General features: G+C 63.9%; 18 protein-coding genes. All 18 read left to right on the plus strand.

Annotated elements, in window-relative coordinates; translation table 11 throughout:
• Positions 1-131 precede the first annotated feature (131 nt).
• Positions 132-1,673 carry an ABC transporter substrate-binding protein gene (locus tag AC0L27_RS31190; RefSeq protein WP_354204452.1) on the plus strand — a complete coding sequence of 514 codons (1,542 nt, stop codon included), beginning with the start codon at positions 132-134 and terminating at the stop codon, positions 1,671-1,673.
• Positions 1,674-1,746: 73 nt separating this feature from the next.
• A complete protein-coding gene (locus AC0L27_RS31195) occupies positions 1,747-2,691 on the plus strand; it encodes an ABC transporter permease (RefSeq protein WP_354204454.1) in 945 nt (314 codons plus the stop codon).
• Positions 2,688-3,548 (plus strand): ABC transporter permease, encoded by an 861-nt coding sequence (locus AC0L27_RS31200; RefSeq protein WP_354204456.1) that lies wholly within the window; start codon positions 2,688-2,690, stop codon positions 3,546-3,548. The genes AC0L27_RS31195 and AC0L27_RS31200 overlap by 4 nt, the downstream gene beginning before the upstream one ends.
• Positions 3,549-3,551: 3 nt before the next feature.
• Positions 3,552-4,526, plus strand: a complete 975-nt coding sequence (locus tag AC0L27_RS31205; RefSeq protein WP_354204458.1) for an ABC transporter ATP-binding protein — start codon at positions 3,552-3,554, stop codon at positions 4,524-4,526.
• A complete protein-coding gene (locus tag AC0L27_RS31210; RefSeq protein WP_354204460.1) occupies positions 4,523-5,488 on the plus strand; it encodes an ABC transporter ATP-binding protein in 966 nt (321 codons plus the stop codon). The genes AC0L27_RS31205 and AC0L27_RS31210 overlap by 4 nt, the downstream gene beginning before the upstream one ends.
• A gap of 338 nt (positions 5,489-5,826) precedes the next feature.
• Positions 5,827-7,077, plus strand: a complete 1,251-nt coding sequence (locus AC0L27_RS31215) for an ABC transporter substrate-binding protein (protein WP_275167525.1) — start codon at positions 5,827-5,829, stop codon at positions 7,075-7,077.
• A gap of 129 nt (positions 7,078-7,206) precedes the next feature.
• On the plus strand, positions 7,207-8,034 hold the full coding sequence (locus AC0L27_RS31220; RefSeq protein WP_354204463.1) for an AraC family transcriptional regulator: 828 nt from the start codon (positions 7,207-7,209) through the stop codon (positions 8,032-8,034).
• Positions 8,035-8,234: 200 nt separating this feature from the next.
• Complete coding sequence (locus AC0L27_RS31225) at positions 8,235-9,245, plus strand: branched-chain amino acid ABC transporter permease (protein ID WP_354204465.1); 1,011 nt, start codon at positions 8,235-8,237, stop codon at positions 9,243-9,245.
• Between the two features lies 1 nt (position 9,246).
• Positions 9,247-10,380, plus strand: coding sequence for a branched-chain amino acid ABC transporter permease (locus tag AC0L27_RS31230; RefSeq protein ID WP_354204467.1), 1,134 nt, complete (start codon positions 9,247-9,249; stop codon positions 10,378-10,380).
• Positions 10,373-11,155: an ABC transporter ATP-binding protein gene (locus AC0L27_RS31235; RefSeq protein WP_007593014.1), complete on the plus strand. Its 783-nt coding sequence runs from the start codon at positions 10,373-10,375 to the stop codon at positions 11,153-11,155. The genes AC0L27_RS31230 and AC0L27_RS31235 overlap by 8 nt, the downstream gene beginning before the upstream one ends.
• Entirely contained in the window at positions 11,148-13,361 is a 2,214-nt protein-coding gene (locus AC0L27_RS31240; RefSeq protein WP_354204469.1) for an ABC transporter permease, read from the plus strand. Before AC0L27_RS31235 ends, AC0L27_RS31240 begins: the two co-directional genes overlap by 8 nt.
• A gap of 3 nt (positions 13,362-13,364) precedes the next feature.
• Positions 13,365-14,198 (plus strand): phosphoenolpyruvate hydrolase family protein, encoded by an 834-nt coding sequence (locus AC0L27_RS31245; protein ID WP_275167529.1) that lies wholly within the window; start codon positions 13,365-13,367, stop codon positions 14,196-14,198.
• 25 nt (positions 14,199-14,223) lie between these two features.
• Complete coding sequence (locus tag AC0L27_RS31250; RefSeq protein ID WP_354204471.1) at positions 14,224-17,124, plus strand: flotillin family protein; 2,901 nt, start codon at positions 14,224-14,226, stop codon at positions 17,122-17,124.
• 9 nt (positions 17,125-17,133) lie between these two features.
• The gene (locus AC0L27_RS31255) at positions 17,134-17,571 is read left to right on the plus strand and encodes an SRPBCC family protein (RefSeq protein WP_007593021.1); all 438 of its coding nucleotides are present in this window, start codon (positions 17,134-17,136) and stop codon (positions 17,569-17,571) included.
• A gap of 5 nt (positions 17,572-17,576) precedes the next feature.
• Positions 17,577-18,026 carry an SRPBCC family protein gene (locus AC0L27_RS31260; RefSeq protein WP_354204473.1) on the plus strand — a complete coding sequence of 150 codons (450 nt, stop codon included), beginning with the start codon at positions 17,577-17,579 and terminating at the stop codon, positions 18,024-18,026.
• Positions 18,023-18,841: an FAD binding domain-containing protein gene (locus AC0L27_RS31265; protein WP_354204475.1), complete on the plus strand. Its 819-nt coding sequence runs from the start codon at positions 18,023-18,025 to the stop codon at positions 18,839-18,841. The genes AC0L27_RS31260 and AC0L27_RS31265 overlap by 4 nt, the downstream gene beginning before the upstream one ends.
• 5 nt (positions 18,842-18,846) lie before the next feature.
• The gene (locus AC0L27_RS31270; RefSeq protein ID WP_354204477.1) at positions 18,847-19,323 is read left to right on the plus strand and encodes a (2Fe-2S)-binding protein; all 477 of its coding nucleotides are present in this window, start codon (positions 18,847-18,849) and stop codon (positions 19,321-19,323) included.
• 11 nt (positions 19,324-19,334) lie between these two features.
• The gene (locus AC0L27_RS31275; RefSeq protein WP_354204479.1) at positions 19,335-20,930 is read left to right on the plus strand and encodes a xanthine dehydrogenase family protein molybdopterin-binding subunit; all 1,596 of its coding nucleotides are present in this window, start codon (positions 19,335-19,337) and stop codon (positions 20,928-20,930) included.
• Position 20,931 lies beyond the last annotated feature (1 nt).

Consider the following 20,931-nt stretch of genomic DNA (forward strand, 5'->3'; position numbering starts at 1 on the left):
TTTTCCGCTTGATAATTGCCAAATTGTGTATGTAACTTTCAAACAAGCAATAGCGTGCCATCAGCCCAACAGCTGAAAGGCACATCCCCTGCACCGGGAAGCAGGCGGTTCAACAAGGCGGGAGGGCGATCATGAGATACGGTCCAAGTGTCTTGATGCGTGGCGTCGTGGGGCTGGTTACCGCGTCATTCTTGATTGCGCAGGCTACTGCCGCCACCCTGCTGCGCGAAGCCACCATCGGAGAACCGCCGCCGCTCGATGTCATGCTGACGACAGCCGATGTGGCATCGGTCATCGGCCGCCACATCTTCGAGACCCTGTATGCGCTGGACTCAACCTATACGCCGCGTCCGATGCTGGCCGAGAACGATCGGACGGAAGACGGCGGTCGGACCATCGTCATCAAGCTCCGCGAGGGTGTCCTCTTCCACACCGGCAAGGAGATGACCGCCAAGGACGTGGTCGCCTCGATGACGCGATGGGGCAGTTTCGGTGCGCGCGGCAAGCTCCTGATGGCGGCGGCTACGTCGGTCGAGGCGACCGGAAAGTATGAAGTCACGCTGAAATTGTCCGCGCCGAACGGCGCCTGGAAGGCTCTCATTGCGGACGTCAATGGCGGTCTTGCGATCTATCCGGAAGACATTGCCGCCAAAGCGGGAAACCGGCCGATCGAGCAAAAGGACTATATCGGCACCGGGCCTTACAAGTTCGTGGAGTGGCGGCCGAACCGCTACGTCGAGGTGGAAAAGTTCGACGGCTACAAGCCGTTGAAGGAAAAGGGTGACGGCTTCGCCGGCGCCCGCCTTGCGAGCTTCGACAAGATCCGGTTCATTCCGGTGCCTGACGTCGGCACGCGCGTGAGCGGCGTGCAGGCGGGCGACTACGACTATGCGGAAATGATCTCCGGCGATCTGTACGAGTCCCTGAGCAAAGATCCATCGGTTCAGGTGCAGCGTACCAACGCGCCGATCTTCGGCCTTTTTTTCATGAACTCGAAGCAAGGAATCCTGAAGGACAATTACAAGCTCCGCCGCGCCATCCAGACCGCGTTGGACAAGTCGCAGGCGCTGCGCGTCGCCTTCGGTCCCAAGGACCTGTGGAATGCCGAAGGATCGATCTTTCCCAACGGCACACCCTGGTACTCGACGGACGGCGCCTCAAATTATAGTGCGCACGATCCGAAGAAGGCCAAGGAGCTCGCAAAGGAGGCGGACTACACGGGGGCGCCGATCCGCCTGCTGGTCTCGACGAACTATCAGGCACACTATGACGAAGCCTCCGTCTTCACCCGCCAGCTGGCCGATGCCGGCATCAATGTTCAGATGATGGTCGTCGATTGGGCGACTCTTCTGAAGATGCGCGGCCAGCCGGAACAGTGGGACATCTTCGTCACCCACCATTCCTTCGCGCCCGACCCGCTGCTGCTCACGTTCCTGAATGCGAGCTATCCCGGATGGTGGGACAGCCCCGAGATCGGCTCGCTTCGGGCTGAGTTGATCAACACGACCGATCCAGCCGCGCGCAAGTCGACATGGGACAAGATCCAGTCGCTGATCTATGAGCAGGTACCCGTGATGAAAGTAGGCGATGCCTACACCTATGACATTGCGTCTCCCAAGCTCAAGGGGCTCAACCCGAACGGTCCCGTGTTCTGGAATGTGTCAACGAAGTAAGGACGGGCAATGAGGCCGCGAGGACTGTCGAGCGCCGGCGCGCATCGTTGCCGCTGATCAGGCGCACAATCACATGTGGTCTTACGCATTCAAGCGCGCAGGAACGACGGCGGTGACGCTGGTGGCAGCGTCCATCATCATCTTCGCGTTCATTCATATCGTGCCAGGTGACCCGATCTATGTTCTGCTCGGTGACACCGCGACTCCCGATCAGATCGACGCCTTGAGACACCAACTCGGTCTCGACCAACCGATCATCCTGCAATATTTCACTTGGGCCGGCCATGTGCTCGAGGGCGACCTCGGGCGGTCGATCTTCTTCCAGGCACCCGTGCTGTCGGTGATTGCCGATGGCGCCGAGACCAGCACCTTGCTCGCCACAATGACCATGATCTGGGTTGCGGTCATCGGGGTGCCGATCGGCATGATTGCGGCAGTCCGGCACGGCACGTGGCTCGATCAGGGATTGTCCGGCGGGGCGATGCTGATGGCCTCGATACCCACGTTCTGGGTCGGGCTCTATCTGATCCTGATCTTTGCTGCATGGCTCGGCTGGTTTCCGAGCTCCGGTTATCCGTCGATCTTCGAAGGCGGTGTCGTCAATCTTCGCTATCTCGTCCTCCCCAGCCTGGCGCTAGCGGCTCCGAATGCCGCCTTGATCCTGCGGCTGACGCGCGCCAGCATGCTCGACGTCTCCCGGGAGGACTACGTGCGCACGGCGCGTGCAAAGGGAATCCGGCCGTGGCAGGTGGTGCGCCGCCACATTTGGCGTAATGCACTCCTGGCGGTCGTCTCGGCCTTCGGCTTCACCTTCGCCGCACTGCTGTCCGAAGCGGTGGTGACCGAAACCGTGTTTGCCCTGCCCGGCATCGGCCGCCTCGTCGTTCAGTCGATCCTTCGTCGAGACTACCCTGTGATCCAGGGCGTCATCCTGGTCATCGTGGTGGTTTATCTCCTGATCAATCTGATCGTCGATCTGAGCTATCGTCTGCTCGATCCGCGGGTCGAGCTCCAATGAGCAGCAACAGCGTGACATTGTGGCTCAGGCCGTTCACCGCCCGCCCGATCGCGCTGGCCGGGCTCGGGGTCCTTGTGGCGACTGTGCTCGCCGCGGTCTTCGCGCCCTGGCTGTCGCCTTACGATCCGTATGCCATCGATCCCCTGATCCGTCTGATGCCCCCGAACGTGACCCACTGGTTCGGCACCGACCAATTCGGCCGGGATACTCTCTCGCGCACCATTCATTCATCACGCATGGCACTTCTGATCGGCTCGGGCGTGGTGGTCTTCGCCCTCGCAACGGGCGTTCCGGCCGGCGTACTTTCCGCTCTGTTTCCGCGGCTGGGTCACCTGCTGATGCGCATGGTCGACGTGCTGATGGCCTTTCCGACTCTGCTTCTCGCACTTGGGCTGATTGTCATCTTGAGCCCGAGTGTGGGCACCGTCATTCTGGCCATCGGGCTCGGCTACATGACGACGACGACCCGCATCGTCTACGGACTGACACTGCGCTTGCGCGCGGAAACCTATGTCGAGGCATCCCGCAGCATGGGTGCCGGAACGGCATGGCTCATTAGCAGGCACATCTTGCCGAACCTTGTCTCACCGCTTCTCGTACAGGCCAGCTTCGTCTTCGCGTTCGCGCAGCTCGGCGCGGCTTCACTCGATTTCCTGGGCCTCGGCGCGCCGCCGGACATTCCGAGCTGGGGCAATATGCTGGCGGAATCGCGCACCTTCATCACGCGCGCTCCGTGGCTGCTCTTCTTTCCGGGCATGATGATCGTGGCGACGGCATTTTCTCTGAACCTGGTCGGCGATGCATTGCGCGATCGACTCGATCCGCGGTTCCGTCAGGTCTTTGGTGAGAAGGGTTAGGCCGTGCTGACAGTTTGCGACCTTACGGTGTCAGTGGGGCCGGAGACCGCGCCGGTCGACATCGTCGCGGGCGTGTCCTTCAGCCTGGCCAAGGGCGAGATCCTCGGCCTCGTCGGCGAGTCCGGCTGCGGAAAGAGCATGACCTCGCTTGCAGTCATGGGATTGCTGCCGCAGCCCGGTCCCCGGGTCCGGGCCGGGCGGGTCCTGTTGGAGGGCTGCGACGTAACGCAGCTGCAGCCCTGGCAACGTGTCGAAGCGGGCCACGGCCGCATGGCAATGATCTTTCAGGAGCCGATGACCTCACTGAACCCGGTTCGCCGGATCGGCGATCAGATCGCGGAAGCCGTGCGTGTGCATGAGGGAATTCCGGGCGCAGCGGCGCTCGCCCGTGCACGCGAACTGCTCGAACTGGTGCGTTTGCCTGACCCCAAAATGCAGCTGTCCGCGTATCCGCACCAGTTGTCCGGAGGCCAACGCCAGCGGGTCATGATCGCGATTGCGCTGGCCTGCCGGCCACAGGTGCTGGTCGCCGATGAACCGACCACAGCGCTGGATGTCACCATACAGGTTCAGATTCTCGGACTCTTGCGCGAGCTCTGCAACCGGCTGGATATGGCGATACTGTTCATCACTCACGACATGGGAGTCATTGCGCAGCTCGCCGATCGCGTCGCCGTCATGTACGCCGGCCGGATCGTGGAAACCGCGGCAGTCAATGCGCTGTTCGGCGCACCGCGTCACCATTACACCCGCGGACTGATGGATTGCATGCCGTCGCGAAATTCCGGCGCGCGCCGGCTGCCAACCATTTCTGGTCAGCCGCCGCTGCCAGGTACGGTCGCTGCTGGCTGCGTGTTTGCCCTACGTTGCGCAGCGGTGCGCGATGAGTGCCGCGTGGCGACCCCGCCTCGTCTGGAGGCCTCCCAAGGACACGAGGTGCTCTGCGCATTTCCGCTTGCCCGCGGGGAGCTGCCATGAGCGGCAATGTCATCCTCGATGTCCGGGACATGATGGTCTCGTTCAGTGCCAGGCGAGCCGGTCGGAAATACCGGGTGGAGGCGGTGGATGGTGTATCGCTATCGCTAGCCGAAGGCGAGGTCCTCGGGATCGTCGGCGAGTCCGGTTGCGGCAAGACCACGCTGGGCCGAACCCTCGTCGGGCTGGTCCAGCCCGACAGCGGCAACATCAATTTGAAGGGAACCGAAGTGATCCGAGCCGGCGGCTCCGGCCTCCGCGAGATGCGTCTGAACGTCCGAATGGTTTTCCAAGATCCCAATGCATCGCTCAACCCGCGGCGCACAATTGGAGATTCGGTGGCGGAGGCGGCCGACATCAGCGGCTTCTTCAAGAGCCGCGCCGAGCGCAGCGCGGGCATAGCTGCCACCTTGACGGCCGTCGGGTTGAACCCGTCTTTCGCCGCCCGCTATCCCTACGAACTGAGTGGCGGGCAACGGCAACGGGTTGGAATCGCACGCGCCATTCTTCCCACGCCGTCCATTATCGTCGCCGACGAGCCGGTCTCGGCCCTCGACGTTTCCGTGCAGGCGCAGGTGCTCAATCTGATGATGGATCTGCGTGACCAGTTGAGACTGGCGATGCTCTTCATCTCGCACGACCTTGGCGTGATCGGACAGATCAGCAGCCGCGTTGCTGTCATGTATATGGGCCGGATCGTGGAGCAGGCCGGGACGCGGACGGTGCTGGATCATCCGCTCCATCCCTATACGCGCGCGTTGGTGGCAGCAATTCCGAAGCCGGATCCATCGAGGCGGATCCTGGGCGCGATCGAAATGGGTGAACCGCCGAGCCTCTTCACACGACCGCACGGTTGTGCATATGCGCCCCGCTGTCTAATGGCCAGCGATCGCTGTCTCGTCGATGTGCCACAACTTCGATCTGTCGGTGCGGACGGTCGGACAATCGCCTGCCACAACGTATAACCAGCGAGTGCCGCGCGGCGAAATCACGCAACGCCTACGATTGATTTCTCCTCTATTCGAGCGTTCCCATTCACGCGGCGGCAGTCCGCGACCGCCATGCGGCAGGCGCATGCAAATTCGGGAAGCCCGACGCCTGTTGCACCGCGATGTTAATCGCGACGCAGCATTCAAAATGAGACTGCCCGTTAAGCCGCGCACAGCTCCGATACGTGCGCTGCTTCGGAGTTCGGTTAGCCTCCACTTCAAGAACCGTTGGCCCTGCCCGAACGCCGCACGACGCGGCGGACGCGCCAGGGCGCGGTGAAAAACAGCGACAAGAACGCCAAGGGAGGAGAGCAATGTTGAAAGGCAGTCTAGGACTGATCGCGTTGAGCAGCCTGTTACTTTCGGGCACCGCCTTCGCACAGGAGAAGATCAAGGTCGGCGTCACCGCGACGCTCGAAGGCACCTACACCGTGCTCGGCGAGGACGGTATCCGCGGCTTCCAGACGGCCCTCAACGTGCTCGGCAAGAAGGTCGGCGACAAGGAACTCGAATTTGTCATCGCCTCGACCGACGCGACGCCCGACTCCGCCGTACGAGCCGTGCGCAAGCTGATCGAGCAGGACAAGGTACAGATCCTGCTGTCGCCGCTCTCCGGCGACGAAGGCATCGCGGTCAAGAATTTTGCAAAGACCCATCCCGAACTGACCTTCATCAACGCCGCCTCGGGGGCCCAGGAAACGACCTATGTCGATCCCGCTCCGAACTTTTTCCGCTACAACATGGACGGCGCGCAGTGGCAGGTGGGCCTCGGAAAATACGCTTATGACGAAAAGAAGTATCGCAAGATCGCGACCGTCGGCGAAGACTACTCCTTCATCTATACGCAGGTGTTCGGCCTCGTGCTCGAGTTCTGCGGTGCCGGCGGACAGGTCACCAACCGGCAATGGGTACCGCTCGGCACCAAGGACTTTGCCTCGGTTATCGCCGCACTGCCCGACGACGTCGACGCAATCTATCTCGGCCTCGGCGGCGCCGATGCCGTCAACTTCCTGAACCAGTACCAGCAGGCCGGCGGCAAGGCGCATCTGATGGGCGGCTCGATTATGATCGACCAGACCATCCTGTCGTCCAAGGGCAACGCCAAGAATGCCCTGATCGGCACGCTGGCCGCGAGCGGCCAGGCTGACACCTGGGAGAACCCGAGTTGGCAGAAGTTCGTGAAGGACTATCAGGACGCCTTCCCGGCCAACAAGCGCTTCCCCAGCCCATCGCTGCTCGCCACCAACTATTACGACTCGACCATGGCGCTGATCCTGGCGCTTCGTCAGGTCAACGGAGACCTCTCCAACAACCAGGCCAAGTACAAGGAAGCCCTCGCCAAGATCGAGATCGACGCACCCAATGGCAAGATCAAGCTGGACTCCAACCGCCAGGCGATCGGCACCAACTTCGTCACCGAGGTCGTCGACGACGGCAAGGGCGCACTGTTCTCAAAGGTCGTGAAGGTGATCCCGAACGTCAACCAGACGCTGGGCTACGATCCCGCAGTGTTCGCTAAAATCGGTTTGCCGAGCCGCACAGTACCGGAATGTAAGAAATACTGACCTAGCCTCGTTCGCGAGCGATGACCGACCGGGGAGAGATTTGCCAGGACGCGACACGTGCGCCCTTGCATTCTCTCCCCGGTTGTTGAACGCTACCAAAAAATACCAAGAGCTTTTGGGAGGAGAGGCATGAGCCGGGCGCTCGCCGTCTTCCACGGCCGCTTTGGCCGGGCGACGGTCTATCAGTTGAACCGCCCTTTCAACATCCACGCACATCGCGAAGGTCATTTGATCTTCCATGTGGGTGGGCGTTCCGCATGCATCGATGTCAGCGACGGACGTTACGAGCTCACAGAAGGTTCCGTCGTCGCGGTCAATCCGTGGGAGCCGCATAATTTCCTGCCATCCGATCTCGAGGGCGGCGCCGTTTTCTTCGTGCTCTACGTCAATGCAGAGTGGTTCGCGCCCGACGCGCCCGGCGCCGACCGCCTGCGCTTCGGCCGTACCCAGTTCACGCGGTCAGTTGCGCTCGACAAGCATATCAGGCACGCAGCCGCCCTCGTGTGCGGCGCCCCCTCGCTCAACAGCCTCGATGGCGAGCTGAGAAGTCTCATCGACATCTGTTATGACGAAAGCTGGCAACAGGCCGCGACCGCGCGCGATCCGCGCGCAAACGGCTTCGTCACGGATTTTCGTGTGCGCAAGTGCATCAAGATGATGTCGGAGAGCCCCGGCGCCGAGATCGAGCTCGACACCATCGCGCGCGAATCCGGCCTGTCGCGGCCGCATTTCTACCGGCTGTTCCGCACCCAGACCGGCGTCACGCCACACCTCTATCTCAACACGCTGATGATGGAGCAGGCGCTGGAGGCGCTGGTGGCGAGCGAAGCCCCGATCGCCGATATCGGCTTCGATCTCGGTTTCTCGTCGCAGAGCGGATTCACCCGCTTCTTCGCCGCCAATGTCGGCATGGCGCCGACCGATTATCGCCGCGCGGCCAAGGTTTTGCGCGCCTGACCGCGCGCGAAAAGATACTCACGATCAAACGCCTCTGTTACAGCCGCATTAGGATAGGCCAAACGCGGTCCCGAAAAGAGGATCGCGCTCGATAGGGAGAGGACGTTCATGGCAGGGCTTGCGGCCGGCAACGGTCTGCGCGCCCCACCGTCCTGCTTGCGGGATGAGAGATGGGGTGACGTGAAGACGGAGCGGCGATCATGACCCGCTTTGTCGAACGCCATCCCGCCTGGGCACTGATCGTCATCATCGCGATCGCGGTGGCGCTTTGGCTGATTTTCGCAGTGTGGCCGCAGGGCCTTGAAGATGCGGTCGGCCGCAAGCGGGTCTTCCTCAACGCGCTCTTCAACGGCATCACGCTCGGCGGCCTCTATTTCCTCGTCGCCAGCGGTTTTACGCTGATCTTCGGCCTGATGCGTAACGTCAACCTCGCACACGGCTCGCTCTATTTGTTCGGCGGCTATGTCGGCTACGCCATCAGCGCCGCGACCGGCTCGTGGGTCCTCAGCTTCATCGTCGCTTTCATCCTGACGGCACTGGTCGGCGTCCTGCTCCAGGTCCTCGTCTTCCGCCGCATGGAAGGCCAGGACTTGCGCCAGACCATGGTGACGATCGGACTCTCGATCGTATTCGCCGATTTGATGCTTTGGGCCTGCGGCGGCGATTTCTATCAGATCCAGACCCCGAACTGGCTGATCGGACCTGTGGAGCTGCCGCTGGTCACCGCGGTCAAATCCTCAGGCGAGCCGGTCTATCTCCGCTATCCCATGGTCCGACTCGTGATCTTCGCCGCCTCCGTCGTGATCGGCGTGGCGATGTGGCTGGCGCTCAACCGCACGCGCATCGGCATGATCATCCGCGCCGGGGTCGACGATCGCGACATCCTGGCGGCGACCGGAGTGCGGATCCAACTCGTTTTCGTGGTGGTGTTTGCGCTCGGCGCCGGCCTCGCCGGCGTCGCCGGCGTCGTCGGCGGAACGTTCCAGTCGCTCTCGCCGGGCGAGGATATCCGCTTCCTGCTCGCCTCCCTCGTCGTTGTGATCGTCGGTGGGATGGGCTCGATTCCTGGGGCTGCGTTGGGCGCGCTCATCATCGGCCTCGCCGAACAGCTCGGCTCGGTCTACATCCCGACCTACGCCATAGTCGTGACCTTCCTGATCATGGTTTTGGTGCTGGCAATTCGGCCGCAGGGCCTGCTGGCGAGGCGCTGACATGTCCCTCGCTCACGACGCCCGCGTCCCGGTTCGTCCCGCCGCTGCGGTGCAGCGCTCGAAATTGCGCGGATGGCCGGAGATCGAAAATCCGGCGGCCTGGGCCGTCGCGGCCATTCTCCTGATCATGCCGCTGATCGCCAACGGCTTCTTCCTGATCGAGATCTTTGCGACCACGCTGATCCTCGGACTCATGGCGCTGAGTCTGATGTTTCTTGCCGGCTATGGCGGCATGGTCAGCCTGATGCAGCTCACCATCGCGGGTTTCTCCGCCTATATGGTCGCGGTGTTTGGCGTCAGCGGCAACGCCAACATCAGTCTGGGCTGGCCGTGGTGGCTTGCGGTCCCGATGGCGCTTGCGCTCGCGACCATCTTCGGCACCCTCGGCGGCGCGCTGGCGGTGCGCACCGAGGGCATCTACACCATCATGATCACGCTCGCGATCGGCGCGGCGTTCTATTATTTCACCAACCAGAACTGGGCGATCTTCAACGGCCATACCGGCATCAATACCGTTGCCACACCGCATTTCTGGGGCGTCAACTGGCGCGCCGACATTCCCTTCTACTATATCGTGCTCGCGGTAGCCGCGCTGTGCTACTTCGCCGTCGACTACATCTCCCGCGCACCGTTCGGCCTCGCGCTGCAAGGTGTACGCGATAATCCCCGCCGCATGGCGGCACTTGGCTTCAACGTCAATGCGCATCGCGTCGCGGCCTACGCCTTCGCGTCCTTTGTCGCGGCGCTCGCAGGAGTGCTCCAGGTCTGGAATTACCGGCAGATTTCGCCGGGATCCGTGAGCGTCGGAGCCTGCATCGATATCCTCATCATCGCAGTCGTCGGCGGCATCACGCGCCCTATCGGACCCTTTATCGGCGCGCTGATCTTCGTGCTGCTGCGCACTTTCGCACTCGACTTCCTGGTCAAGCTGGGGCTCGACGGCAACCGCTTTCGCCTCCTGATCGGCCTCGGTTTCCTCGCCATCGTGTTCTGGTCCTCGGACGGCGTCATCGGGCTCTGGCAGAGCTGGCGGCGCCGCCAACGCTCCGGCGCGGCAAGTTCAAGCGGGCGTCATGGCCGGGAATCTGGCCAAGGATCCACCCAAGGATCCACCCAAGGATCCCGCCATGGATAGCGTCGCGCAACGTCTCTCTGTCGTAGGCGCAGGCGCGGCGCTGGAGCTGCGCGGCGTGACGCGTCTGTTCGGCGCGCTCGCGGCACTCACCGACATCACCATTACCGTCCGCCCCGGCGAACGGCGCGCCGTGCTTGGCTCCAACGGCGCCGGCAAGACCACGCTGTTCAACTGCATCACCGGCGACTTCCCACCTTCTTCCGGCACCATCCGCTTCTTCGGCGAGGACGTCACGCACTTCCCGCCCTATGAGCGCATCCGCCGTGGCCTGCGCCGGACCTACCAGATCTCCGCGCTGTTTCCCGGCCTCACCGTCCAGGACAATGTCTACCTCGCCTGCCGTGGCGTCTCACGGGGGCGCTTCTCGTTCCTCCGCCCCGGTCAGAACGATGCGTTGATGCACGCGGCCGAAAATCTCGTGCAGGCCGTCCATCTCTCGGGTGTGAAGGATCAGCGCGTTGCCGAGCTCGCGCATGGCCAGCAGCGCCAGCTCGAGATCGCACTTGCGCTTGCCGGCGCGCCGCGATTCGTCCTGTTCGATGAACCGGCCGCGGGACTGTCGCCGACCGAGCGTGCCGAGCTGATCGAGATATTGACGTCCCTGCCCGCGCATATCGGCTACATCATCATCGAGCACGACATGGACGTGGCCCTGCGGGTCGTCGAGAGCGTCACGATGATGCACAATGGGCGGATCTTCAAGGAAGGCCGTCCGCAGGAGATCGAGTCAGATCCCGAAGTGCAGGAGCTTTACCTCGGAGGCGGCCATGAATGAGGTCCGCCGTACCGCCGCCGCGCTCGAAGTCCGTGGGCTGGACGTCTATTACGGCCATTCGCATGCGCTGCAGGGCGTGGATCTGACGCTCGAGGCCGGCGTGTTCTCGGTCGTCGGCCGCAACGGCATGGGCAAGACCACACTGTGCAAGGCCATCATGGGGCTGGTGCCGGTCAGCGGCGGCTCGATCCGCATCCGCGGCGATGACATCACCCGGCAGCCGCCCGCCCACATAGCCCGGCTCGGCGTCGGCTACGTTCCGCAGGGACGCCGGCTGTGGCGCTCACTAAGCGTCGACGAGCATCTGCAGCTTGCCGCCGGCTTGCGCCGCGGCGCCTGGACGGTCGAGCGCATCTACAAGACGTTTCCGCGGTTAGCCGAGCGCAAGGATCACGGCGGCGGCCAGCTCTCCGGCGGCGAGCAACAGATGCTTGCGATCGCCCGCGCGTTGCTGACCAACCCGCGGCTCCTGATCATGGACGAGCCCACCGAGGGGCTCGCGCCCGTCATCGTGGCCCAGGTCGAGGAGATGCTGCTACAGCTTGGCGAGGACGGCGACATGTCCGTGCTCGTGATCGAGCAGAATATCGGCGTGGCTACCGCCGTGTCGCGCAACGTCGCGATCATGGTCAATGGTCGCGTCAACCGCATCATCGATTCGGTGCGGCTTGCCGCCGATCGCGAACTGCAGCAGCGCCTGCTCGGTGTCGGAATGCACGCCGGACTCGAGCTCGACCTCGACGTGCCGCCAGCGGATACGGAAGCGAAGCCTCCTTCGCAGCAGACCCGTCCAGGCGGCGCGATCCGGATCTACATGTCCAACCCGACGCCGCCGACACGCTGGTCGCAGCCCGTGCCGATCGCCCGCATCGAAGCTGCGGCCCGCACGTTCTCGACACAGGTGATGCGACTCGACGAAACGGCACGGCGACGACGCGAACCGGCCGCGACGCAAACGCAGGCCTCTCCGGTCGTGCTCGTCGTCGGTACGCTCGATACCAAGGGCACGGAGCTCCGCTTCATCCGCGACATCATCGCCGGGACCGGCCTGCGAACCCGATTGGTCGATATCTCCACCAGCGGCAGGCACGCGGCCAGCGACGTCTCCGCCCAGGAGATCGCCTTGAACCATGGTCGCGGCGGGTCGGCGGTATTCGGACCCGACCGGGGCGCCGCCGTCACCGCGATGGCCGAGGCCTTCGCCAGCTGGCTGCGGCGCCAGAGCAATGTTGCCGGCGTGATTTCGGCGGGCGGCTCGGGCGCAGCGTCGCTTGTCGCGCCGGGTATGCGGACGCTTCCTGTCGGGGTGCCGAAGCTCATCGTCTCGTCCGTCGCCTCCGGCGACGTCGGGCCCTACGTCGGCCCCGCGGACATCACCATGATGCATTCGGTTGCGGACGTGCAGGGCCTCAATTCGATCTCACGCGCTGTGCTGGCCAACGGCGCCAATGCGCTGGCCGGCATGGTCAAGGCGCGCCTTGACCAGCCTGCACGGAAGGATCGCGGCGACAGCGGATTGCCGGCGGTCGGCATCACCATGTTTGGTGTCACCACGCCCGCGGTGCAGAAGATCGCCGCCGACTTGCTCGAGGATTTCGAGTGCCTCGTCTTCCACGCCACCGGCGTCGGCGGACGCTCAATGGAGAAGCTAGTCGATTCCGGGCAGCTCGCAGGCGTCATCGACCTCACGACCACGGAGGTCGGCGATCTCCTGATGGGCGGCGTATTCCCGGCCACCGACGATCGCTTTGGCGCCATCATCCGCAGCCGGGTGCCTTATGTCGGCTCGGTGGGCGCGCTGGACATGGTGAATTTCGGTGCCCCCGAGACCATCCCGGAACGCTACCGCGGCAGGAAGTTCCACGTCCACAACCCGCAGGTCACCCTGATGCGGACCACGGCGGAGGAGAACGAGCGCATGGGGCACTGGGTCGCCGACCGGCTCAACCGCATGGACGGCCCGGTGCGCTTCTTCCTGCCCGAGGGCGGCGTCTCCGCGCTCGACGCGCGAGGACAGCCATTCTGGGATCCGGACGCGGATGCGGCGCTGTTCCGAACGCTGGAGCGCAACGTGCGGCAGACCGCCAACCGTCGGCTCATCCGCGTTCCCAAGAACATCAATGACCCCGAGTTCGCCTCCACCATTGTCAGCGCGTTCCGAACATTGTTCGGCCGCACCGGGGCGCGCCGGAGACTAGCGAGGTGACCGATGGCCCGGTTTGAACGCGCTGCACTGTTGAAGCGCTTCCGCGACATGGCAAGGCGCGGCGAGCCCATCGTCGGCGGCGGGGCCGGCACCGGCTTGTCGGCCAAATGCGAAGAGGCCGGCGGTGTCGACCTCATCGTCATCTACAATTCCGGCCGCTACCGCATGGCCGGCCGAGGCTCGCTCGCGGGATTGATGGCTTACGGCGACGCCAACGCGATCGTGCTGGAGATGGCCGGCGAAGTGCTGCCCGTCGTCACCAGAACGCCAGTGCTCGCCGGCGTCAATGGCACGGATCCGTTCCGCGACATGGATCTTTTCCTGGACCAATTGAAGGCGCTCGGCTTCGCCGGCGTGCAGAACTTTCCAACCGTCGGCCTTATCGACGGCGTCTTCCGTGCCAATCTCGAAGAGACCGGCATGTCCTACGCGCTCGAGATCGACATGATCGCAAAGGCGCGCGAGAAGGACCTGCTGACGACGCCCTACGTCTTTAGCGAGAAGGAGGCCGCCGCGATGGCGATCGCGGGCGCGGATATTATCGTCTGTCATCTGGGCCTGACGACGGGGGGGACCATCGGCGCGCAGACCGCACACAAGCTGACTGATTGCCCAGCGCACATCGACACCTGGGCCTCCGCCGCGCTCGGCGTCAACCCGGACATTCTGGTGCTCGCTCATGGCGGACCGATCTCCGATCCTGACGATGCCGATTTCATCATGAGGAACACACGCAATTGCCACGGCTTCTACGGCGCCTCCTCGATGGAGCGGCTGCCGGTCGAGCGGGCGCTGACGGATCAGGTTCGCAAATTCAAGGCGATCGGCGCGCGATAACGCCGAAAGGTCGAGGGAGAGAAACATGTCAGGGACTCTGGTCGGTGAATTGATCCTCTGGTTGATCGTCGCCGTCGTGGTGATCGTGGTCGGCGTCTACATCGTGAACTGGCTCTATCATCGCTCGTCCAAGGAGACATCATTCGTTCGCACCGGCCTGCTCGGCGAGCGCGTTGTGATCAACGGCGGCGCCTTCGTGCTGCCGTTCATCCACGACTACACGCCGGTCAACATGAACGTGCAGCCGATGGGCATCGTTCGCTCCCGCCAGGACGCCGTGATCACCCGAGACCGCATGCGCGTCGACATCGAGGCTGACTTTTATGTCCGGGTCCAGGCGACCCGCGAAGCCGTGTCTATCGCGGCCGCCACGCTCGGCCGCCGCACCATGGAGCCCGAGCAGCTCCACGCCCTCCTCGCCGGCAAATTCATCTCAGCCATTCGTTCCGTTGCCTCGGAGATGACCCTCGAGCAGATGCACGAGCAGCGTGGTGAGTACGTCGCCCGCCTCAAAGCCAACGCGGCAGAAGCACTCGCCCAGAACGGACTCGAGCTGGAGTCAGTCGCGATCACCGATCTCGACCAGACCGATCTCGAATTCTTCAATCCCTCGAACCGCTTCGACGCCGAAGGTCTGACCCGCCTGATGGAGGACATCGAGGCCAAACGCAAGCTGCGCAACGACATCGAGCAGGTTTCGATGATCAAGATCCGCTCCCGCAACCTGGAGGCCGAGCGGCAGGCGCTTGAGATCGAACGCGAAAGCGAGACGGCGCGCCTCGAACAGGAGCGTGACATCGAGATGCGCCGCGCCCTGCAACGCACCGAAGTCGCACGTGAGCGAGCCCTGCGCGAGACCGAAGCCGAGCAGGCGCAGATTTCCGCCCGTGAAACCATCGAGAAGGCGCGAATCGCCAACGACCAGGCGATCGCCGAAGCCCGCATCGCTTCGGAGCGTGAGACCCGTCAGCGGGAGATCGAGCGCACCCGCACCATCGAGGAGAAGGAACTGCTCGCACGGGAGGATATCGAGAAGGCCCGGATCGCCAACCAGCGCTCGATCGATACCAGCCGCATCGCCTCCGAGCGCGAGGTGCGCCAGCGCGAAATCGAGCGGATGCAGACCGTCGAGGAAGCCGAGATCACCGCCCGCGAGGCAATCGAGAAAGCGCGTATCCAGCAAGACCGCGTCGTGACCGACGCCCGCATCGCGAACGAGGAGGAGACCCGACGCCGCGAGATCGACCGGACTCGCGCCGTGGACGAAGCCGAGATCGCTGCCCGCGAGACCACCGAAAAGGCCCGCATCGCCCAGATCATGATCGTCAATGTCGAGCGCATCGCATCCGATGAGCGCACCCGAGCGCTGGAGATCCAGCAGGTGCGTAACATCCAGGAAGCCGAGATTGAGGCGCAACGCGCGGTCGAGGCGGCGCGCATCGCCCGCGAGCATAGGCTCGCCGTCGAGCGCATCGCGGTCGAGCAAAATACCCGGCAGTTGGAGATCGAACGCAACCAGACGCTGGAAGTCGCAGAGGTCACGGCGCGCGAAGCCACGGAAGCTGCCCGCATCACCCAGCAAGAACGCGTTCGCTCGCTGGAAATCGCCCGAAACCGCGCCGTCGAGGAAGCCGACATTGCCTCACGCGAAGCCATCGAAGCCGCCCGGATTGCGCAGGAGAAGTCCGTTGCAGCCGAGCGTATTCAGGCCGAGCGTGACACGCGCGCGCTCGAGATCGAGCGCACCGCCGTGCTCGAGGCTGCCGAGTTGAAGCGTCGCGACGCCATCGAGCGCCAGCGCATCGGCGTCGATCTCGCGCTCGAAGCCGAGCGGATCACGTCCTCCAAGAAGCGCGAAGTCCTCAACATCGAGCACAAGAAGGCGATCGAGATCGCGGACGAGGACCGCGTCATTGCGCTTTCGACCAAGAAGTCCGAGCGCATCGACGCCGACCGCCAGGTCAGGCAGGCCGAGATTGTCGCGCGCAGGGAGGTCGAGACCACGGATGTCTCGCGCGAGCATGCGCTGGAGGCGGCGCGGATCGAACGCCGACGTTCCATCGAACAACTCGAGGTCGCCCGTGTCCAGTCGCTCCAGGAAGCCGAGATTGCCGCGCGCGAAGAGGTCGAGCGCTCCCGCATCGCGTCCGATCGTGGCCTCGACGAGGCCCGCATCGGCCGCGAGCGCGAGCTACGCAAGCTTGAAATCAATCGCGAGAGGGAGGTCGAGACCGTTCTGATGGAGAAGGCGATTGCCATCCACCTGAAGTCGTTGGAGGAATCTGCGGCCAAGGCCTCGGCCGAGGAAGCGCGGGTGCATGCCACTGAAGCGACCGAGCGTGTCATTACCGCGCGCGAGAGCGAGATTGCGAAGCGCCGTAAGACCGTGGAGATCCTGATCGCCGAGAAGCAGGCCGAGGAGACGCGAATTGCCGCGGAAGCCGAACGGATCCGCGCTGCGGTCGAGGCCGAGGGGCAGCGTATGCTCAACGAGGCCGAGAACGTGCTGACCGACCAGGCGCGCTACTCGCTGTTCCGGCGAAAGCTGCTCGACCGCATCGAGGGCATCGTCCGTGAGAGCGTGAAGCCGATGGAGAAGATCGAGGGCATCCGCATCCTCCAGGTCGACGGCCTCAACGGCAACGGCCATGGCGGCAATGGCGGCCGCAGCGCCACCGACGAGGTGATCGACTCGGCGCTGCGCTACCGCGTCCAGGCGCCGCTGATCGACTCGCTTCTGGCGGACATCGGCGTCGAAGGCGGCAGCCTCGCCAAGATGCCAGGCCTGATCCGGGAAGCGCGCGACATGCAGGGCATCAAGGACTCCGCACGCAAGGGCGGCGGCGGCGAGAAGCCAGCCGCTGCACCCTCGCCTTCGGCCGAGGGCGAGCCGCCCGCCGAGCGCAGCCCTCGGAAGAAGAGCTGAGGTCGCACCATGGCCCGCGTCTACGTCTCAACCGTCGTCAACGCGCGCAACGACCGCGTCTGGGCGCGGGTGCGCGACTTCAACGGTCTGCCGAACTGGCATCCCGCGATTGCGGAAAGCCGCATCGAGGGCGGCGAGCCCTCCGACAAGATCGGCTGCGTCAGGGATTTTCGCCTGCGCAACGGCGATCGTATCCGGGAGAAGCTGCTCGGCCTGTCCGATTACGACATGTTCTGCACCTACTCGATCCTCGAATCCCCGATGGGGGTCGAGGACTACGTCGCCACGCTTCGGCTGACGCCGGTCACGGATGGCGACCAGACCTTCATGGAATGGACCGCCGAGTTCGACTGCGCACCCGAGCGGGAGGCGGAGCTCGTCGCAAATATCGGCGGCGGCGTGTTCCAGGGCGGCTTCGACGCTCTCAAACGCCAGTTCGGAGGCTGAGCGCCGTGCCGCACATCATCAAGAGCACGATCGTGGATGCGCCGACCGGCTCCCTGTGGGCCGTGCTGCGCGATTTCAACGGGCACGATCGTTGGCATCCGGCGGTCGCGACCTCCACGATCGAGCGCGCCCAAGCCTCGGACAAGATCGGCTGTGTCAGGCGGTTCAAGCTCCAGGACGGCTCCGAGCTGCGCGAGCAATTGCTGACGCTATCGGATCTGGAGCAGACCTTCAGCTATTGCCTGCTCGATACGCCGGTCCCGATGTTCAACTACGTGGCCCACGTCCGCCTGCTGCCCGTGACGGACGGCGACCGCACCTTCTGGCACTGGGAATCCCGCTTCTCGACACGGCCGGAGGACAAGGACCGTATCACCCACATGGTCGCGGAAGATATCTACCAAGCGGGGTTCGACGCGATCCGCCGGCACCTCAAGGAGGCTGTGTCAACATGACTGTGACGGTGAAGACCTTCACGAGTTTGAGTGAGGCCGCCGCAGCGCTGTCGTCCGATCGCAATGCGCGCTATCTCGGCGGCGGCACGCTCGTGATGCGCGCACTGAACGAAGGCGACATCTCCATCTCGACCGTCGTGCGCGCCAATGACCATGCCTTGATGCGCATCGACCCCTCAGGCCCGCGGATCACACTGGGTGCCGGCGTAACTTTCGCCCGGATTCTGGGCGAGCGCGACCTCGCTTTCCTGCACGCTCCTGCCCGCTCGATTGGTGGCCCGGCGGTGCGCAACATGGGTACGGTGGGCGGCAATCTGTTTGCGCCCAATCCCTATGGCGATTTCACCGTCGCCATGCTTGCGCTCGATGCCACCGTGGCCCTGCAAGGCGGCTTTGGATCGCGCGACATTCCGATTGAGGAGTTTTTGCAGTCACGTGAAAGGCAGGCGGGCACGCTCGTGCTGTCGGTGTCCTGCACGCGGCCGGCGAGCGCGGAGGCTTTCCGCTACCGCAAGATCGCACGAATCAAGCCCAAAGGCGGCTCGGTTATCACGCTCGCCGCACATCTGCCTATCAGCGGCGGGCGGGTCGCCGGGGCACGCATTGCATTGGGATCGATGGCGCCGACGCAAATACGTGCGCGGGCGGCCGAACGCGCGCTGGAAGGCCGCTCGCTCGATGCCGCGACCATTGCGGCCGCAGCCTCTGCAGCCGTGGAAGGAACATCGCCGTCCGACAACGCGCTCGGCAGCGCCTGGTATCGCCGCGAGATCGTCGGCGTACATCTGCGTCGTCTTCTCTTGGGTCAGGAATAGATCGTATGGCCAGGACTGCCCTGCAATTTCGTCACAACGGCAGCGATGTCGCCATTTTCGTCGATGGCGGCACCAACCTGCTCGTCGCGCTTCGCGAATTGATCGGCGACATGACGCCGAAGTTCGGTTGCGGCCAGGGGGGCTGCGGCACGTGCAGCGTCCTGGTCGACGGCGAGCTTCATCTCTCCTGTCTGACGCTGGCCGAGACCGTCGCCGGCCGCTCCGTCGAGACGCTGGATAGCCTGAAGCAAGGACCAAACCTGCATCCGCTGCAACGCGCTTTCGCCGAGAATTTTGCTGCCCAGTGCGGCTATTGCACGCCGGGCATGCTGATGGCGGCCAAGGCGCTGCTCGACCGCAATCCCTCCCCGAGCCGCGCCGAGATCGTCGAGGCGATCTCCGGCAACATCTGCCGCTGCACCGGCTACGAGCCGATCATCAACGCCATCCTCGCCGCCTCCGGCGGCCGGGTGAGCGCCTGAAGGACCAGACCATGCTGGAACTGCGCAAAGACATTTTCGCGGACGAGCGCGACGATAATCTCAACGAGATCGGCAAGGGCACACAGCGCCAGGACATGCTCGGCCATGTCACGGGCACATCGAGCTATTTCAACGACCACAAGCTCCAGGGCATGCTGCACCTGAAAGTCGTCCGCTCGACCCATTCTCATGCAAGGATCCGACGGATCGACACCGCGGAGGCCGAGCGCTCCGCCGGCGTGCGCCGGATCATCCGCGGCTCCGACGTGCCCCGTAACCTCAACACGCTCTTGAGCCTGATCAATTTCGGCAAGGACGACGAACCGTCGCTGGCCGTCGACAAGGTCCGCTACAAGGGCGAACCGATCCTGGCTGTCGTCGCCGACAGCGAGCGCGAGGCGTTCGAGGCGATTGCAAAGGTGCGGATCGACTATGAGCCGTTGCCTGCCGTGTTCGACGTGGAACATGCGTTGAAGGCCGGCGCACCGGTCGTCAACGATACTTATCCGAAGAATGCCTTCATTTATCACGACGTATATGACCACCAAAAACTCCGCTTCGGCGATGCCGATGCCGCGCTCGCGACCGCCGATCACGTGCTCGAGCAGCGCTACCAGATGTCGCCTATCGAGCACGCGCCGACCGAAACCAACGGCTCGATCGCGGCGCCCGACACCAACGGGCGCTACGTCGTCTATACGTCGACGCAGGCACTGTTCTTCTCAGTCGACACCTGCGCCAAGATTCTCGACGTCCCCTCCAACACCTTCCATTTCATTGGCGGCACCGTCGGCGGCGGCTTTGGCGGCAAGGTGGACACGCTGACCGAACCTTTATGCATCCTGGGTGCGATGCTGACGGGACGTCCCGTGCGTTACGTGTTCGGACGCGAAGAAGAGATGCAATACGGCCCGCCGCGCGGCGCCGAGCGCATCTACATCAAGGACGGCGTGATGCGCGACGGCCGGGTCGTCGCGCGAAAGATCCGCGCATATTTCGACAGCGGCGCATATACGCGGCTCTCAAGCTATGCAGCGGTCAAATGCGCAGCCCACCTGCCAGGGCCTTACACCATCCCGAACGTCTATGGCGATGTCTACTGCGTCTTCACCAACCGTACGCCGGCAACCGCGATGCGCGGCTTCGGCGTCACGGCAATGGATTTTGCGATCGAGTGCCAGATGGACAAGCTCGCGAACCTCGTCGGCATGGATCCGATGGAGTTCCGTATCCTCAATGCCTATCGCGACGGCGACATGAAGGCGCATCGGCGCGAGGCCAAGAACACGGCACTGATCGAGTGCGTCCAGGTCGCTGCCGAGAAAGCCAAATGGCCGATCCGCGACGAGTTCAAGCGCGCCTCCTCCCGCAAGGACGGAGGCGGCAGCCGCGCCGCCATCCCGCGGACGCCTGCCGACACCAACGCGCGGATAACTACGCCGGCGCAGCAGCGCACGAGCTATGATCGCCTGCCAACGACCGCGTCGCGCGAACCGCCGCGCGAGCCCCCACCGCCCGCACCGCCACCGCCGCAGCCATCGCGACCAACATCGCCCTCGCATGGGGCGGGTCGATTCTCATCCGTGTTCGGCACCAGGAGGCGTTGAG

Source organism: Bradyrhizobium sp. Ken51 (assembly GCF_055807435.1).

Excerpts from the sequence above, each read along its gene's own strand:
- AC0L27_RS31190 (WP_354204452.1), top strand. The coding sequence starts at position 132 with ATGAGATACGGTCCAAGTGTCTTGATGCGTGGCGTCGTGGGGCTGGTT.
- AC0L27_RS31195 (WP_354204454.1), top strand. The coding sequence starts at position 1,747 with ATGTGGTCTTACGCATTCAAGCGCGCAGGAACGACGGCGGTGACGCTG.
- AC0L27_RS31200 (WP_354204456.1), top strand. The coding sequence starts at position 2,688 with ATGAGCAGCAACAGCGTGACATTGTGGCTCAGGCCGTTCACCGCCCGC.
- AC0L27_RS31210 (WP_354204460.1), top strand. The coding sequence starts at position 4,523 with ATGAGCGGCAATGTCATCCTCGATGTCCGGGACATGATGGTCTCGTTC.
- AC0L27_RS31215 (WP_275167525.1), top strand. The coding sequence starts at position 5,827 with ATGTTGAAAGGCAGTCTAGGACTGATCGCGTTGAGCAGCCTGTTACTT.
- AC0L27_RS31220 (WP_354204463.1), top strand. The coding sequence starts at position 7,207 with ATGAGCCGGGCGCTCGCCGTCTTCCACGGCCGCTTTGGCCGGGCGACG.
- AC0L27_RS31225 (WP_354204465.1), top strand. The coding sequence starts at position 8,235 with ATGACCCGCTTTGTCGAACGCCATCCCGCCTGGGCACTGATCGTCATC.
- AC0L27_RS31230 (WP_354204467.1), top strand. The coding sequence starts at position 9,247 with ATGTCCCTCGCTCACGACGCCCGCGTCCCGGTTCGTCCCGCCGCTGCG.
- AC0L27_RS31235 (WP_007593014.1), top strand. The coding sequence starts at position 10,373 with ATGGATAGCGTCGCGCAACGTCTCTCTGTCGTAGGCGCAGGCGCGGCG.
- AC0L27_RS31240 (WP_354204469.1), top strand. The coding sequence starts at position 11,148 with ATGAATGAGGTCCGCCGTACCGCCGCCGCGCTCGAAGTCCGTGGGCTG.
- AC0L27_RS31245 (WP_275167529.1), top strand. The coding sequence starts at position 13,365 with ATGGCCCGGTTTGAACGCGCTGCACTGTTGAAGCGCTTCCGCGACATG.
- AC0L27_RS31250 (WP_354204471.1), top strand. The coding sequence starts at position 14,224 with ATGTCAGGGACTCTGGTCGGTGAATTGATCCTCTGGTTGATCGTCGCC.
- AC0L27_RS31255 (WP_007593021.1), top strand. The coding sequence starts at position 17,134 with ATGGCCCGCGTCTACGTCTCAACCGTCGTCAACGCGCGCAACGACCGC.
- AC0L27_RS31265 (WP_354204475.1), top strand. The coding sequence starts at position 18,023 with ATGACTGTGACGGTGAAGACCTTCACGAGTTTGAGTGAGGCCGCCGCA.
- AC0L27_RS31270 (WP_354204477.1), top strand. The coding sequence starts at position 18,847 with ATGGCCAGGACTGCCCTGCAATTTCGTCACAACGGCAGCGATGTCGCC.
- AC0L27_RS31275 (WP_354204479.1), top strand. The coding sequence starts at position 19,335 with ATGCTGGAACTGCGCAAAGACATTTTCGCGGACGAGCGCGACGATAAT.